Below are 17026 nucleotides of genomic sequence, written 5' to 3'. Positions count from 1 at the left end.
ACCGTTCAGGCGCCTCTGACCCGATTCTCCCTCTTGTCCGCTCATTACGGCGTAAAGCGCAGGCCATGGATCCGCCCGCACCGGCAGTGCCTGCCGGCCGCCCTACCGCCCCAGCTGCGCCAGCCCCTCCCCGGCGATCCGCTCGAACACCGAAAGATCCGCTTCGAAGACCGAGCCGTCGATCGGCCAGTGCAGCACGATCTCGTCGATACCCGCCTCGGCATGTGCACCCGCGAAGTCCACGAAGGCGTCCACGGAAGCGAGCGGCCGGTCCGGCGTGAAGCCGGTGAGCATGATCTTCTCCAGCTCGCCGGCGTCCCGGCCGGCCTCGGCGCACGCCTTGCCGAGGCGTTCGACCTGGCCGCGTACCGCCTCCAGGGACTCGGCCGCGGTGCCGGTCGCGGAGGTCCTCGGGTCGCCGGTGGTCACCCACGCCTGCCCGTACCCGGCGGCCAGCCGCATGCCGCGCGGCCCGGTGGCCGCGATCGCGAACGGCAATCGGGGCCGCTGTACACAGCCGGGGACGTTGCGCACTTCGTGGGCGCGGTAGTGCACGCCCTCGTACGAGACCACGTCCTGCGTCAGCAGCCGGTCCAGCAACGGTACGAACTCGCCGAAGTGGTCGGCCCGTTCCCGCGGCGTCCACGGCTCCTGGCCGAGCGCCGTGGCGTCGAAACCGGAGCCGCCGGCGCCGATGCCCAGGGTGATCCGCCCGTCGCTGATGTCGTCCAGGGAGATCAGTTCCTTGGCGAGGGTCACCGGGTGCCGGAAGTTCGGAGAGGTGACGAGTGTGCCCAGCCGCATCCGGGTCGTCGCGGCGGCGGCCGCGGTCAGCGTCGGTACCGCGCCGAACCACGGCCCGTCCCGAAAACTCCGCCAGGAGAGGTGGTCATAGGTGTACGCGGTGTGGAAGCCCAGTTCCTCGGCGCGCTGCCACACCTCCCGGCCGCCCTCGGACCAGCGGCGGACGGGAAGGATCACGGTGCTCAGTCGCATGGGTACGAGCGTACGGCGGCGCGGCACCGGGCCCGCGAACTGTGGTGAGCATGCGCACGCGGGAGCCACCCGCCGTGTGCGCGGGGTGCACATGCCGTACAAGCGCACACGCGGCCAGCCGTACGCCCGCCTCCGCATCCGTGCGCCTCCCCGAGCGCACCTGAGCAGGTTCGGCTCAGCCCTCGGACGGATACGTACGGCACCCGCTCCGGTACGACCCGCCGCTCGTCCTGTCACGGGCCGGTACCCGTTCCCGTACGGCCGTCCGGCACCCTCCGGCGTACGCCCCCGTACTCCCGACACGGACCCCGCCTCCGTCAAGCTCATGCGCGCGACCCGCCGCACGCCTGTGCGCGCATATGCGCGAAGATGGACGGCGTGACCGATGCCTCCGCAGAGCCTCCCCTGGCGCCCGGGTCCGACGGGAAAACGATCCGGCTGATCGCCACCGACCTCGACGGCACGTTGCTGCGCGACGACAAGACGGTCTCCGGCCGGACGATCGCCGCGCTGGCCGCCGCCGAGCGGGCAGGCATCGAGGTCTTCTTCGTGACCGGCCGGCCGGCCCGCTGGATGGACGTGGTCAGTGACCATGTGCACGGGCACGGGCTGGCGATCTGCGCGAACGGCGCGGCCGTCGTCGATCTCCACCACGGCCGCCGGATCGTCGAGATCAGCCCGCTGGAACGGCCGGAAGCCCTCTCCGTCGTGCACGCGCTGCGCGCTGCCGCTCCCGGTACGACGTTCGCGATCGAGCGGACCGGCGGCATCAACTACGAGCCGGCGTACCCGCCCTTCCATCTCGACCCGGCCGCCGTCATCGCGCCCGCGGAGAAACTCCTGGCCGAACCGAGCCCGGAGGAGCGGCAGTCCCCGCTGAGCCCCGACCAGCCCGTGCTCAAGCTCCTCGCGCACCACCCCGACCTGGACCCGGACGCCTTTCTCGACCTGGCTCGCGCGCGGGCGGGCACGTACGCCTCCTTCACCCGGTCCAGCCCCACCGCGCTCCTGGAGATCAGCGGCCTGGGCGTCAGCAAGGCCGGCACCCTGGCCCGCTGCTGCGCGGAGCGCGGCATCACCCCCGACCAGGTCGTCGCCTTCGGGGACATGCCCAACGACATCGAGATGCTGGCCTGGGCCGGCACCGCGTACGCGATGGCGAACGCACACCCCGCCGTACTGGCCGCGACGGAACTCCACACGGCCGGCAACAACGAGGACGGCGTGGCGGCCGTGATCGAACGCATCCTTGAGCACCGCTGACCGCCCCCTCGCCGCCACACCTCCCCGCCCCACCTCCCCGACCGGCCACCGCGCCTCCTCACCGCAACCACACCCCCCGGCTCGCCAGCCACGGCACGGGATCGACGCCTGACCCCATGCGCGGCGTGCGGCGCACCTCGAAGTGCAGGTGCGGTCCGGTGGAGTTGCCGGTCGTGCCCGACAGCGCGATCTGCTGCCCCGGCCGCACCCGCTGTCCTGGGCGGGCCAACGCCGCCGACAGGTGCGCGTACTGCGAGAACACATCGGTGCCGTGCTGCACGACCAGGCTGATCCCGAAGCCGTCACCGCAGGTCAGGCGGGCGACGCGGCCCCAGCCCACGGACCGTACGAGGGTGCCGACCGGCACCGCGAAGTCCTGGCCCGTGTGGCCGTGCGCCCAGCGGCGGCCCGAGCCGCCGAATCCCGCGGACAGGACGTAGTGCTCCACCGGCCGGGTCCACCTGGTGCCCGGCGCCGTCACCGGCGGGGCCGCCGGCTCGGAGCGTTTCGCCGCCGCGGACACCGTGCCGGGCAGTCCGCAGCGCCCCTCGCGGGACGCCTTCCGGGACAGCTCCCGAAGCTGTCCGCGGACGACGCCCAGGCGGCGGCTGATGCGCCGGCGTTCGGTGTCGAGGCGGGTGCGGTGGGCCTCCAGCGCAGCGGAGCGGGCCAGCACGGCTGCGCTGTCCGCCTCCAGGGACCGGCTCAGACGCAGCGCCTCGCGCGCGCGGGAGGCCAGCAGGCGTTGCCGGTGCTCGGCGTCCCGGTAGGCGTCCAGTACCGCCTCCGGGCCGAGACGCGCCTGGGGTCCGTGTTGCGCCTGAGAGATGTGACGGGCCTGGGAGCCATGATGGTCCTGGGGTTCGTGACGAGCCTGGGAGCCCTGGGAGCCGTGCTGTGCCCGGGTACTCAGCGCGAACGGCAACCGGTTGTCGCTGCGGTACTGCGCGCCGGCGATCCGTCCGGCCGCCCGACGCAGTTCACCGGCCCTGCGGCGTTCCCGGAGCAGGGCCGCGTGCAGCTCCGCAGCGCGAGCCCGGCCCGCTCTCACCTCGCGCAGAGTCTTCATGTACGACCGGCCGGTCCGGTGCGCGGCCCTGCCGAGCCGGAGCGCCTCCAGGCTCGCGTCGGCCAGCCGGTCGGCACCGTGGGCGCGCACCGGGGAGGGACGGCGGGGAGCGGGCAGCGACGACGAGGGCGCGACCTCGCTCGGTTCCGCCGGGGCCGAGGCGGCGGCCGGGGCTCCGGCTCGGGCCGGCCCGCCGCCGGCAGGCTCCGTACCGGCCGTCGCCGTCAACGCCACGACCAGCGACAACGTCACCCGCACCGCACGTGGCGGCGCGCCACGCCGCCAAGGGCCACAGCGCCCCGCCCGCCCGTACGCACGCCGGGCAGGGCGCCACCGCCCTCGAACCGTCTTACGCAACCAATCCAGCAAACCTGGACGCATGGCCAGATAGTTGCCCGAACATGTGCAAAACCAACTAAAATGTTTCGCCAACCTCGTCCGCGAGGCTCCGAACGGAGCAACCCACCCCCGGGGAATGGCCGGAATCAACCGTTCCAGCAACGCGACAGATCACTCGAATACCGGTTGAACCGTACGGAGGTATCCCGGCCGCAGCCACTCCCCCGGCCCTCTCAGAGCGGCGCTTCCCAGGTCACCATCGTCCCCGCACCGCCCTCCCCCAGCCCCGGCCCGTACGTGCTGGACCCGCCCAGCGACTCGGCCCGCTTCGCGAGGTTGCGCAGCCCGCTGCGCCGGCCGCCGTCCGGAATGCCCACGCCGTCGTCGGCGACCGTCAGCCGTACGCCGTCCCGGCCGTCCGGCAGCTTGATCATCGAGTCCACGACGACCTCGATGCGCGAGGCGTCCGCGTGCCGGAACGCGTTGGACAGCGCCTCGCGCAGCGCGGCGATCAGGTTCTTGCCGGTCAGCTCGCCGACCCGCGCGTCCACCGGGCCGACGAAGTTCGCCGACGGCTGGAAGCCGAGCGGCACGGCGGCGGTACCGATCTCGCGCAGGACCCGCGTCCGCAGCCCGGACGGCGCCTCGGCCGGGCCCTGTTGCAGGGCGAAGATCGCCGTACGGATCTCCTGGATGGTGACGTCGAGCTCGTCGACGGCCTTGCCGATGCCCTCCTGCACCTCCGGCACGACCGACCTGCGCTGAGCGCTCTCCAGCATCATCCCGGTGGCGAAGAGCCGCTGGATGACCAGGTCGTGCAGATCGCGGGCGATCCGGTCGCGGTCCTCGTAGACGGCCAGCCGCTCGCGGTCGCGCTGCGCGTCGGCCAGCACGAGGGCGAGCGCGGCCTGGGCCGCGAACTGGGCGGCCAGCGTGCGTTCGGCGGTGGTGAAGGGGCGCGCGCCGCGCTCCCGCGGTGTCGCCAGTGTGCCCAGCACCCGGCCGCCGCTCTTGAGCGGCAGCAACATGCTGGGACCGAACCGCGGCGCGACGTCCGTGACCATCCGCGGGTCGGTGGCCGAGTCCTCCACGAACACCGGCTCGCCGGCCAGCAGTTGTGCGGCCACCGGGCTCTCGGCCGGCATGTGGGTGCCGATGAGACCGGCGGGATCGTCCGCCGACGCCGCGACGATCTCCAGTCTGCCGTCCGCCGCGGGCAGCAGCACGATGCCGGCCGCGGAGTCGGCCAGCTTGCGTGCCTGTTCGGCGACGACCGCGAGCGCGTCGTCCACGTCGCTGCCGGCCAGCAGCGCGGTGGTCACCGCGGCCGCGCCGTCGATCCACCGCTCGCGCTGCCGCGTCGCCGCGTACATCCGCGCGTTGCCGATCGCGATGCCGGCCTCGGTGGCGAGCACCCGCACCATGTGCAGATCGCCCTCGCTGAACTCGCCGCCCCCACGCTTCTCGGTCAGATAGAGGTTGCCGAAAATCTCCCCCTGGACGCGGATCGGCACCCCGAGGAAGGTCCGCATCGGCGGGTGCCCCGGCGGAAAGCCCGCCGACCGCACGTCCTGGGTCAGGTCCGCCAGCCGCAGCGCCTTCGGATCATGGATGAGGGCACCGAGCAGCCCCTTGTGCCCGTCGGGCAGCGCTCCGATCCGGGCCCGCTCCTCGGCGCTGACCCCGTACGTCACGAAGTCCGACAGGCCCGCACGCGCCTCGTCGATGATCCCGATGGCGGCATAGCGGGCGTCGGCCAGCTCGGCAGCGGTCTCCACGATCCGGTCCAGGGTGATGTGCAGGTCCAGGCCCGCGCCGACGGTGCGCATCGCCTCCAGGAGCTGCGGTACCCGTGCGGTCAGCTCGGTCGACAGGCCCTGGAGGCTGCGCGTCGCCTCGGTGGCCGCTTCCATGGGGTCGGGGGCGGGAGCGGGCGCGGACGCACCGTCGGGGCCCGCGGGTGCCGCCCCGGAGCCCGCGCCGGTAGGTGCCCCGGTGCCCATGGGGTCTGAGGATCCTGTCGTGACTGCCATGGGACGAGCCTAATAGTCGCTTTTCTGGTGAAAGCCCTCTATGCGGCAATTCGGACGCCGGACCGGACCACCCCGGACCGCCCCGGGCTGCCACGTCACCCCGGTCCGGACGTCCGCCGCCACCGTACGCAGCGGACGCCGGCACCCGTCGTTCTTCAGCCGTTCACCGTGTCGGCCCCGCGCCCACCGGAAGCGCGTCCGCCGCACCCCTGCCTCCGGCCCGCGCGTCCACCGCCCGCTCGCGCTCCCGCATCCGGCGGAACGGACCGTCGGCCGCCGCCAGCTCCGCGTACGTACCGTGCTGGACGGGCCGCCCCTCGTCGAGGACCAGCACCTCGTCGACGGCCTCCAGGCCCTCCAGCCGGTGCGTGATCAGCACGCTCGTACGGCCCTCGGTCGCCGCCAGGAGGTCGGCGGTCAGGGCGTCGGCGGTGGCCAGGTCGAGGTGTTCGGCAGGCTCGTCCAGCACCAGGACGGGGAAGTCGGCGAGCAGCGCGCGGGCCAGCGCGAGACGCTGCCGCTGACCGCCGGAGAGCCGGGCACCGTGCTCGCCGACCATCGTGTCCAGCCCGTCGGGCAGCGACCGCACCCAGTCGGCCAGGCGGGCCCGCGTGAGCGCGTCCCACAGGTCCTCCTCGCCCGCTCCGGGCCGCGCGAGCCGCAGGTTCTCCCGTACGGAGCTGTCGAAGAGGTGCGCGTCCTGAGCGCACAGGCCGACCTGCCGCCGTACGGCGTCACCGTCCGCCGCCGCCGCGTCCACACCGCTCAGCGTGTACGAGCCGGCCTCCCGGTCCAGGAAGCGCAGCAGCACCTGGGCGAGCGTCGTCTTGCCCGAACCGGACGGGCCGACCACCGCCAGCCGCCGCCCGGCCGGAAGGACGAAGCCGACACCGTCCAGCGCGGGCACCCGCTGACCGGCGTACCGGGCCGTGAGCTCTTCGACGACCAGCGGAAACGGGGAGTCCGGCAGCGGTACGGCCACCGAGCCGGCCGGTTCGGTGACCGGCTCCGGCGCATCCAGCACCTCGAAGACCCGCTCGGCCGCCCGGCGCGTGCGCTGCCGGTACTGCACGGCGAGCGGCAGCCCCGCCACGGCCTCGAACGCGGCGAGCGGGACGAGCACCACGACCGCCAGGCACACACCCGCCAGCCGTCCCTCGTGAACGGCCCGCACACCGACGGTGGCCGCCGCGGCCACCGTCAGTCCGCACAGCAGCGCGGACATCCCGGCCCCGGCTCCGGCCGCGGCCGCCGAACGGGACGCGATCCGGGTCAGGTCACGGTCGGCGCGCCGCGTCCGGTCGATACGGGACGTGAGCGCGCCGGACACCGTCAGCTCGGCCGTGCCGGTGAGCAGGTCGAGGACGTGGGCGGAGAGCACACCTCGGGCGGGGGAGAGCTGCCGCTCCGCGCGGCGGGCGAGTACGGCGGAGAGCACCGGCACCCCCACGCCTGCCAGGAGCAGCCCGGCGGCGAGGACGGCGCCCGCCTCGGGCAGCAGCCAGGCGGTGAACCCGACGGAACCCGCACCGACCACCACGGCCGCCGCGACCGGCAGCAGCCATCGCAGGAAGTAGTCCTGCACGGCGTCGACATCGGCCACCAGGCGCGACAGCAGGTCGCCGCTGCCGCGCGTCCGCAGCCCGGCGGGCGCCAGGCGCTCCAGGCGCCGGAAGACGGCCACCCGTACGTCCGCGAGCATCCGGAAGACGGCGTCGTGCGCCACCAGCCGCTCCGCGTACCGGAACACGGCCCGGCCGATGCCGAAGGCCCGCGTCGCGGTGACCGCCACCATCAGGTACAGGACGGGCGGGTGCTGCGCCGCCCGGGAGATGAGCCACCCGGACGTCGCCATCAGGCCCACGGCGCTGCCCAGGGCCAGGCTGCCCAGCAGCAGCGCCAGCCCGAGCCGGCCCCAGCGGGCCCGTGCCAGGCCCCGCAGCCGCGCCGACGCCGGACGCCTGGCCCCGGGCACGACATGCGGGCCGCCACCGGGCTCCGACGCCGCAAGATCGTCGCGTACGGCTTCCCCGGCCCTCTTGCGCACGGGCTCCGCGAGCACGGCGGATTCCTTGGACGCAGAGGACTCCGTAGGCACGGTGGGTTCCGTGGGCGCGGAGGGCTCCCTGGACACGGCGGGCTTACCAAACTCCGTGGGCTCGCCGGACTCCATGGGCCTCCCGACCCCGCCGGCCCCCACCGCCGCCACCGGCCCCGCCAGCCGCACCGTACGATCCGCCACTGCCAGCAACGCGGGCCGGTGGACGACCAGAAGCACCGTGCGGCCGGCCGCCAGGCGGCGTACCGCGTCGACGATGCCCGCCTCCGTCTCACCGTCCAGGTTCGCGGTCGGCTCGTCGAGCAGCAGGACCGGGCGGTCGGCCAGGAACGCGCGGGCAAGGGCCAGGCGTTGCCGCTGCCCCGCCGACAGGCCGGACCCGCCCTCGCCGAGCACGGTCTCCGCGCCGTCGGGCAGCGCGGAGACGAAGTCCAGGGCGCCGGCGTCACGGAGCGCGGACCGTACCGCCGAGTCGTCCGCGTCGGGGCGGGCCAGCCGCACGTTGTCGGCGATGGTGCCCGCGAAGAGGTACGGACGCTGCGCCACCCAGGCGATCTGCCGCCGCCAGTCCTCCGGATCGACGGCGGCCAGGTCCCGGCCGCCGACCCGCACCCGTCCCGCCGCGGGCGCGGCGAAGCCGAGAAGGACGTTCAGCAAGGTCGACTTGCCCGCACCGGAGGGGCCCACGACGGCCACCGTCTCACCCGGCCTGACCTCGAACGACGTCTCGGCGAGCGAGGGTTCGGAGCGGCCGGGGTGGCGCACGACGAGCCCCTCGACGGACAGTGCGGTGCTGCCGGGAGCGGGCTCGTCGCCCGTCGTACGCAGCGGCGTCTCCAGCACCGCGAAGATCTCCTCGGCCGCCGCCAGGCCCTCGGCCGCCGCGTGGTACTGCGCGCCGGCCTGCCGCAACGGCAGGTACGCCTCGGGCGCCAGGATCAGCACCAGCAGGCCCGTGTACAGGTCCAGGTCGCCGTGCACGAGCCGCATACCGATACCGACCGCGACCAGCGCGACCGAGATCGTGGCGAGCAGTTCCAGCGCGAAGGAGGACAGGAAGGCGATCCGCAGGGTGCGCAGTGCGGCGCGGCGGTACTCGCCGGTGAGGGAACGGATGGACGCGGCCTGCGCCTTGGCCCGGCCGAAGACCTTCAGTGTGGGCAGCCCGGCGACCACGTCCAGGAAGTGGCCCGACAGCCGCGACAGCAGTTGCCACTGGCGGTCCATGCGGTTCTGGGTGGCCCAGCCGATGAGGACCATGAACAGCGGAATCAGCGGCAGCGTCACGACGATGGTCGCGGCCGAGATCCAGTCGCCGGCGACGATCCGCGCCAGCACGGCGACCGGCACGACGACCGCCAGGCCCAGCTGCGGCAGGTACCGCGCGAAGTAGTCGTCGAGAGCATCGATGCCGCGGGTGGCGAGGGTGGTGAGTTCCCCGGACCGCTGGGTGCTCAGCCAGCCCGGCCCCAGGCCGTCCGCCGCCTGCGTCAGCAGGCGCGTACGCAGCTCGGACTTGACCGCCGCGCTGGCCCGGTGCGCGGCCAGTTCCGTCAGCCAGGCCACCAGGCCACGGCCGACGGAGACCAGTGCGAGCAGCATCACCGGTGTGCTCAGGTCGCCGAGGTCGAGGTCGCGCTGGAAGGCGCCGACGACGACTTCGGCGATGAGCATGGCCTGGCCGATGACCAGACCCGCGCCGGCCAGCCCGAGGACCACCACCGCGGCGAGGAAGAAACGGGTGGCGCGGGCGTACCGCAGCAGGCGCGGGTCGACGGGTTTCACGTGAAACAACCTCTCCCGGGCGGAAGTTGATCAGTCGATGACGGCCGGTGGGGTCCCGCCGGACCCCACCGGAGGGCTTCCTAGTGGGCGTCGGCGATGTGCTGCGTACCGATCCGCTTACGGAAGACCCAGTAGGTCCAGCCCTGGTAGAGCAGGACGATCGGAGTGGCGATGCCCGCGCACCATGTCATGATCTTCAACGTGTACGCACTGGACGAGGCGTTGGAGACCGTGAGGTTCCAGCTCTCGTTCAGCGAGGACGGCATCACGTTCGGGAAGAGCGTCAGGAACAGCATCGCGACCGCGGCGACGATCGTGACGCCGGAGAACGCGAACGACCAGCCCTCCCGCCCCCGGTGGTTCGTCACCAGCCCGGCGACCAGTGCCACCACCGCGACGACCATCGCGACCAGGGACGAGGTGTCGCCCTTGTCGAGCTGGGTCCAGCCCAGGAAGACGATCGCCAGCACGGCGGCGGCCAGGCCCAGCACGGTGGCCGTCCGGCGGGCCCGCGCCCGGATGTCGCCCAGCGTCTTCAGCGAGGCGAAGACGGCGCCGTGGAAGGTGAACAGGGTCAGCGTGACCAGGCCGCCGAGCAGGGCGTACGGGTTCAGGAGGTCCAGGACGCTGCCGACGTACTCCTTGTGCGCGTCGATCTGCACGCCTCGCACGATGTTGCCGAAGGCGACACCCCACAGGAACGCGGGGAGCAGCGAGCACCAGAAGATCGCGTGCTCCCAGTTGCGCTGCCAGCGCTCCTCGGGCCGCTTGACGCGGTACTCGAAGGCGACGCCGCGCACGATCAGGCAGATCAGGATGAGCAGCAGCGGCAGGTAGAAGCCGGAGAACAGGGTGGCGTACCACTCCGGGAAGGCGGCGAAGGTCGCGCCGCCCGCACTGAGCAGCCACACCTCGTTGCCGTCCCAGACCGGACCGATGGTGTTGATCAGGACCCGCCGCTCGCTCCGGTCCCGGGCGAGCAGCTTGGTCAGGACGCCGATGCCGAAGTCGAATCCTTCGAGGAAGAAGTACCCGGTCCACAGCACGGCGATGAGTACGAACCAGACGTCATGGAGTTCCACGGTCGCCCCCTAGTACGAGAAGGCCATCGGCCGGTCGGCGTCCGTGTGGTCGCCGCCGATCTTGGTGGGCGGGTTGAGGTCGTCGTCCGTCAGCTCCGGCGGTCCGGCCTTGACGTACTTGACCAGCAGCCTGACCTCGATCACCGCGAGCACCGCGTACAGCAGGGTGAAGACGGTCATCGACGTGAGCACCTCGCCCTGCGAGACGCCCGGGGAGACCGCCGAGGAGGTCTTCAGCACGCCGTACACCGCCCATGGCTGGCGACCCATCTCGGTGAAGATCCAGCCCCAGGAGTTGGCGATGAGCGGGAAGCCGAGGGTGACGAACGCCAGCGACCAGTAGAGCTTGCTCAGGCGCGCGCCGAGCACCTTGTTCTTGGTGAGCGCCAGGTGGGGTGGCTCCTCGTCCCCCGTACGCAGCTCCGGCGAGAGCCAGAACTTCTTACGGGTGAGCCAGAGCCCGGCCAGGCCGATGGCGAACGAGGCCATGCCGAAGCCGATCATCCAGCGGAAGCCCCAGTAGGCGACCGGGATGTTGGGCCGGTAGTCGCCGGGCCCGTACTTCTGCTGTTCGGCCTTGTTGACGTCGTTGATGCCGGGGACCGGCGTGGAGAAGTCGTTGTGGGCGAGGAAGGAGAGCAGCCCGGGTATCTCGATGGCGACCTTGTTGTGGCCCTTGTCGACGTCGCCGTAGGCGAAGACGGAGAACGGCGCGGGGCCCTCCTTGTCCCACAGCGCCTCGGCGGCGGCCATCTTCATCGGCTGCTGCCGGAACATGACCTTGCCGAGCTGGTCGCCGCTGATCGCGGTGAGCGCGCCGGCGATGACCAGGGTGACCAGGCCGAGCCGCAGCGACGTACGCATCACCTTGACGTGCTTCTTCCGCATCAGGTGGTAGGCGGCGATGCCGACCATGAACGCGGCCCCGGTCAGGAAGGCGGCGGTCAGGGTGTGGAAGACGACGACGAGCGTGGTGTCCTGGGTCAGCACCTTCCAGAAGTCGGTCAGCTCCGCACGGCCGTTGGCGGCGTTGTACTTGTAGCCGACCGGGTGCTGCATCCAGGAGTTGGCGGCGAGGATGAAGTACGCCGACAGGGTCGTCCCGATCGAGACCATCCACATGCAGAAGCAGTGGATCTTCTTGGGCAGCTTGTCCCAGCCGAAGATCCACAGACCGATGAAGGTGGACTCGAAGAAGAAGGCGATGAGGGCCTCGAAAGCGAGCGGGGCGCCGAAGACGTCACCGACGAACCGCGAGTAGTCGGACCAGTTCATCCCGAACTGGAACTCCTGGACGATGCCGGTGACGACACCCATCGCGATGTTGATCAGGAAGAGCTTGCCCCAGAACTTGGTGGCCTTGAGGTACTGCTGCTTGCCCGTCCGCACCCATGCGGTCTCCAGCCCGGCCACCAGGGCGGCGAGGGAGATCGTGAGGGGGACGAAGAGGAAGTGGTAGACGGTCGTGATGCCGAATTGCCATCGCGCCAGGGTCTCTGGCGCCAACGCCAGGTCCACGTCGGGTCTCTCCTTACGTCGCCGTGTGCTGTCTACGGCTGCTTCGCCCCGTTTTGTCCCGATGGAAGCGGTACATAAGGGGCGCGCTTGTGAACGCGTTCACATTCACAAGCAATTATCACCCATGGCTGGTTTCTGACCCTGACGGGGGGTGCGTGACTACCGTCACGTCCGGAAAGGACCGGAGGAACAGCAGAGCGGGGGCGCGCGCCCACCAGGCACACGCCCCCGCTCGGGGTATCAGCTACCCGCCGCTCACAGCTCCTTGCGGAACTGCTCGGCCGCCTGGAGGAACAGGTCCATCGCCGCCGTCTCGCCGATCGTCACGCGCACCCCCTCGCCGGGGAACGGGCGTACCACCACGCCCGCCCTCTCGCACGCCGCCGCGAAGTCGAGCGTGCGGTCGCCCAGCCGCAGCCAGACGAAGTTCGCGTGCGACTCCGGGACCGTCCAGCCCTGCGCCGCCAGCGCCTCACAGACCCGCGCCCGCTCCGTGACCAGCGCGTCCACCCGTTCCATCAGCGCGCCCTCGCTGCGCAGCGACGCCACCGCCGCCTCCTGCGCGAGCTGGCTCACGCCGAACGGCACGGCCGTCTTGCGCAGCGCGGCCGCCACCGGCTCGTGGGCCACCGCGAAACCGATCCGCAGGCCGGCCAGCCCGTACGCCTTGGAGAAGGTCCGCAGCACGCAGACGTTGGGGCGGTCCCGGTACAGGTCCAGGCCGTTCGGTACGTCCGCGTCGCGGTTGAACTCCTGGTACGCCTCGTCCAGCACGATCAGGATGTCGCTCGGCACCCGGTCCAGGAACGCCTCCAGCTCCGCCCGGCGGACGACGGTGCCGGTGGGGTTGTTGGGGTTGCAGACGAAGATCAACCGGGTCCGGTCGGTTATCGCCTCGTACATCGCGTCCAGGTCGTGCACCTCACCGGAGGTCAGCGGCACCTGCACGGACGTGGCCCCGGCGACCTGGGTGACGATCGGGTACGCCTCGAAGGAGCGCCACGCGTAGATCACTTCGTCGCCCGGCCCGGCCGTCGACTGCACCAGTTGCTGGGCCACCCCCACCGAACCGGTGCCCGTCGCCAGGTGCTCGACCGGAACCGAGAAGTGCTCCGACAGCTCGGCCATCAGGCCCGTGCAGGCCATGTCCGGGTAACGGTTGAAGGCTCCGGCCGCGGCCACCGCGCTCTCCAGGACGCCGGGCAGCGGCGGGTACGGGTTCTCGTTGGAGGACAGCTTGTACGTGACGGGGCCGCCCGTCGCAGCCGGCTTGCCGGGCTTGTAGGTGGGGATGCCGTCCAGCGCAGCGCGCAGCTTCGGGCTCTTCTCGCTCACCGCAGGTTCCTCCTCGACCGTGCCGTCCGTCGCCAATACTGCACACCTTATGAGGATTGCTCCGTCAGGCGTAGGCCCCGGCCGGAACGGATGCCGCACCGGGGCCTTGTGCGGCTCGGCATTCGCGCCGTGGGTCCCGCCCGGGAGGCCACCCGTCCCGGGGCCGTCCGGTCCTCGGTGTACTCGGCGTCCTCGGTGGACTGCCTCGCCTCCGGCGGGCCGCCTTGCCCCCGGTGGACCGCCTTGCCGGAAGATCACGTTCACGGAAAGATCGCGCGCGCCGGCGCCTGGCTCGTCCGCGAAGGTCGCGCGCGCCGGCGTCCGGCCCGTACGCAAAGATCGCGCGCCGACACCCACCCCGTACGCAAAGATCGTCCGCACCGATGACCACGACCACCCCATCACAAGATCGTCCCGCGCGCCCCGCCACCACAGCGCACAGCCCTTGGGGAGCGCTACTCCCTGCGTCACGCGCCGGTGGCTCGCGCCGTGGCGCGCATCCCTCGTGAAGGTGACTTGAGACCACTCCGAGACCTGGACCAATCGGCAGGCGACTCCCAACGTTCCTCAGACAGTCACTGGTGAACACCCCCAACTCCCTGCGTTTCACAGGGCATACGGGGCATTCGGCCGTGCAGAAACGTGCCTTTCCACTCCTGCACGCAGCGCCCCGCGAAAGGACCGCCCGAGCCCTACTATCGGCTCGCCATGACAGCAGCAGGGAAGCACCAGGTGAGCCGGTCTACCGGTCGCCGGCTGGGGCGGGCAGGCATCCGGGACGTGGCCGCCGCAGCCGGGGTATCCATCACGACTGTCTCCGACGCGCTCAACGGCAAGGGCCGGCTTCCGGATGCCACCCGTCGCCACGTCCGCGAGGTGGCCGACCGGTTGGGTTACCGCCCTTCCGCCGCCGCCCGCACGCTCCGTACCGGCAAGTCAGGGCTCATCGGCCTGACCGTCACCACGTACGGGGATGAACCTTTCACCTTCACCGAATTCGCGTACTTCGCGGAAATGGCCAGAGCCGCCACCTCGGCGGCGCTCGCCCGCGGGTACGCCCTCGTCATCCTGCCCGCGACCTCACGCCACGACGTCTGGTCGAACGTCGCACTCGACGGCACCGTCGTCATCGATCCGGCCGACGGCGATCCCGTCGTCACCGAGCTCGTACGGCACGGCATCCCCGTCGTCTCCGACGGCCGACCCGGCGGGACCCTCCCCGTGATGGGCTGGGTCGACAACGACCACGAGGCAGCCGTACTGGGCCTCCTCGACCACCTCGCCGATGCCGGCGCCCGCCGCATCGGCCTGCTCACCGGCACCACCACCGACACCTACACCCGGCTCTCCACCACCGCGTACCTGCGCTGGTGCGAGCGCGTCGGACAGGACCCGGTGTACGAGTCCTACCCCGCGCACGACCCGTGCGCGGGCGCGGTGGCTGCCGACCGCCTGCTGGCCCGTCCGGACCGCCCGGACGCGGTGTACGGCCTGTTCGACCCGAACGGCACCGACCTGCTGGCGGCGGCCAGACGCTACGGGCTGCGCGTCCCCGAGGACCTGCTGCTGGTCTGCTGCAGCGAGTCCACGGTCTACGCCACGACCGAACCGCCGATCACCACCCTCTCCCTCAAGCCCCGCCGGATCGGCACCGCCGTCGTCCAGCTCCTCATCGACGCCATCGAAGGGCTGGACAGCGGGCGACCGGTCGAGCAGGTGATACCGACGGACCTGATCGTGCGGACCTCCTCCCAGCGCAGGTCCACACGGACGACCGTCAGTCCGCCGCGGGGCCCGTCCGGGGCCTGACCCCGCCGGTCACCGCGCAGGCCCCTCCGGATCCGACCGTCACACGTTCGAGCGGCCGTGTGGACGCGCTTCCCGTGTCCGCACGGCCGGAGGTGTGTCCGGCCGGGGTATCGGACCGGAGCCACCCCACCGGACGACTTCGGCACGTCGTGCCGTCCCCCCGCCGCCGCCGCGCCGCCCGCCCGGCACCCAGACGCCCGGGATAAAATCGGGTGGATCCCGGAGAAAACGGCAGCGAACACCGGGCGCCGAGCGATTGACCACCCCCGGGTGCGTCACAACCCGCGAGCGGCATTCCTATGATGGGCGCACGACACCACGGACCGCCGTCGACCAGGCAAGGTCCGCGAGGTGCACGGCGGCGCGACGGTGGAGGGGTCGATGACTCAGGGGGCCAGTGTGGGACCCATGGTGCGGACCATGCCGGCACAACCTCCGGCTCCGGGGCAGCCGCCTGCTCCACCGGTGCCCCCGGCACCCGCGGTCCCCCCGCAGCCGACCGTTCCTCCGGCGGCCGTGGGCGCGCCCGCCGCTCCGCACGGCATGCCGCCCGAGTACACGCCCACCGAGCGCTCCCTCCCGGTCGTCGGCCCCGTCGCCACGGCCGGCGGCACCGGTCACCCCGACGGCCGTACGGACCTCCCGCCCGTCACCCGTACGGACACCCTCATCGACCGCCCGACCGTCGACCTGACGGCCGTGCCCGAATCGGCCGTACCCGCCGCCGAGCAGCAGGAGGGCGGCGGTCCGCTGTACGTCGTCGGTGACGTGCACGGTTACTACGACGAGCTGCGCGAGGCGCTCGCCGCCGAGGGCCTCATCGACGCCGACGGCCAGTGGGCCGCCGGCAACGCCCGCCTGTGGTTCCTCGGCGACTTCACCGACCGCGGCCCGGACGGCATCGGCGTCATCGACCTCGTCATGCAGCTCTCCGCCGAGGCCGCGGCGGCCGGCGGCTACTGCAAGGCCCTGATGGGCAACCACGAACTGCTGCTCCTCGGCGCCAAGCGGTTCGGTGACACCCCGGTCCAGTCCGGCGCCGGCACCGCGTCCTTCCAGGCCGCCTGGCTCCTCAACGGTGGCCAGAAGACCGACATGGACCGCCTCCAGGACCACCACCTGCAGTGGATGGCCCGCCTCGACGCCGTCTCGGAGGAGGACGGGCACCTGCTCGTGCACTCCGACACCACGGCCTACCTGGAGTACGGCGACTCCATCGAGGACGTCAACGACACCGTCCACGACGTCCTCACGCGCAGCGACGCGGACGAGGTCTGGGACCTGTTCCGCAAGTTCACCAAGCGGTTCGCCTTCCGCGACGAGGAAGCCGGCCCCATGGCCGTACGCGAACTCCTCGACACCTACGGCGGCCGGCGCGTCGTGCACGGCCACAGCCCGATCCCGTACCTCCTCGGCGAGGTCGGCGGCGAGGACGACGACGAACGGGAGAGCGTCGCCGTCGACGGTCCGCACGTCTACGCCGACGGGCTGGCCATCGCCATGGACGGCGGGATCACCATGGCCGGAAAACTACTGGTCGTACAACTTCCCCTGACTGCCTGACCGTTATCCGGGCAGGGGTAGCGGAAGGTAGGGAAGTGGCGCAGCGGGGCCCGAGCCAGGCAGGAGCGGTCCCTATTTCCGCAAACACCCTGTCACCCCGTGCCGGAGGCGCTCTACCATCGGTCTATCCGTAGCAGGCTCTCCTCCGTTTCCGCCCACTGCCCGGCCCACGCCG

General features: G+C 71.9%; 10 protein-coding genes. 3 read left to right on the top strand and 7 right to left on the bottom strand.

Annotated elements, in window-relative coordinates; genetic code table 11:
- Positions 1-102: 102 nt before the first annotated feature.
- Positions 103-996: an LLM class flavin-dependent oxidoreductase gene (locus ACZ4QV_RS19335; RefSeq protein ID WP_361152967.1), complete on the bottom strand. Its 894-nt coding sequence runs from the start codon at positions 994-996 to the stop codon at positions 103-105.
- Positions 997-1365: 369 nt separating this feature from the next.
- Here ACZ4QV_RS19335 and ACZ4QV_RS19330 point away from each other — a divergent pair, with 369 nt between their 5' ends.
- The gene (locus tag ACZ4QV_RS19330; protein ID WP_361152969.1) at positions 1366-2259 is read left to right on the top strand and encodes a Cof-type HAD-IIB family hydrolase; all 894 of its coding nucleotides are present in this window, start codon (positions 1366-1368) and stop codon (positions 2257-2259) included.
- 58 nt (positions 2260-2317) lie between these two features.
- Here ACZ4QV_RS19330 and ACZ4QV_RS19325 read toward each other — a convergent pair whose 3' ends face one another.
- The 6 genes from ACZ4QV_RS19325 to hisC form a co-directional block, all read right to left on the bottom strand.
- A complete protein-coding gene (locus ACZ4QV_RS19325) occupies positions 2318-3580 on the bottom strand; it encodes a M23 family metallopeptidase (protein WP_467763150.1) in 1263 nt (420 codons plus the stop codon).
- Between the two features lie 320 nt (positions 3581-3900).
- Entirely contained in the window at positions 3901-5580 is a 1680-nt protein-coding gene (locus ACZ4QV_RS19320) for a sensor histidine kinase (RefSeq protein ID WP_467763185.1), read from the bottom strand.
- 283 nt (positions 5581-5863) lie between these two features.
- Positions 5864-9544, bottom strand: a complete 3681-nt coding sequence (gene cydD, locus ACZ4QV_RS19315; protein WP_467763149.1) for a thiol reductant ABC exporter subunit CydD — start codon at positions 9542-9544, stop codon at positions 5864-5866.
- Positions 9545-9624: 80 nt separating this feature from the next.
- Positions 9625-10626 (bottom strand): cytochrome d ubiquinol oxidase subunit II, encoded by a 1002-nt coding sequence (gene cydB / locus ACZ4QV_RS19310; RefSeq protein WP_361152978.1) that lies wholly within the window; start codon positions 10624-10626, stop codon positions 9625-9627.
- 9 nt (positions 10627-10635) lie between these two features.
- On the bottom strand, positions 10636-12144 hold the full coding sequence (locus ACZ4QV_RS19305; protein WP_467763148.1) for a cytochrome ubiquinol oxidase subunit I: 1509 nt from the start codon (positions 12142-12144) through the stop codon (positions 10636-10638).
- A 255-nt stretch (positions 12145-12399) separates the two neighbouring features.
- A complete protein-coding gene (gene hisC / locus ACZ4QV_RS19300) occupies positions 12400-13479 on the bottom strand; it encodes a histidinol-phosphate transaminase (protein WP_361152983.1) in 1080 nt (359 codons plus the stop codon).
- 708 nt (positions 13480-14187) lie between these two features.
- Between hisC and ACZ4QV_RS19295 the strand changes: the two genes are divergently transcribed.
- Both ACZ4QV_RS19295 and ACZ4QV_RS19290 read left to right on the top strand, forming a co-directional pair.
- Positions 14188-15288, top strand: a complete 1101-nt coding sequence (locus ACZ4QV_RS19295; RefSeq protein WP_030178622.1) for a LacI family DNA-binding transcriptional regulator — start codon at positions 14188-14190, stop codon at positions 15286-15288.
- Between the two features lie 408 nt (positions 15289-15696).
- Entirely contained in the window at positions 15697-16851 is a 1155-nt protein-coding gene (locus tag ACZ4QV_RS19290; protein WP_361152986.1) for a metallophosphoesterase, read from the top strand.
- Positions 16852-17026 lie beyond the last annotated feature (175 nt).

Source organism: Streptomyces sp. NPDC026394 (genome assembly GCF_055567735.1).
The sequence above is the reverse complement of the archived record's forward strand: the minus strand, read 5'-3'. Positions and strand labels throughout refer to the sequence as shown.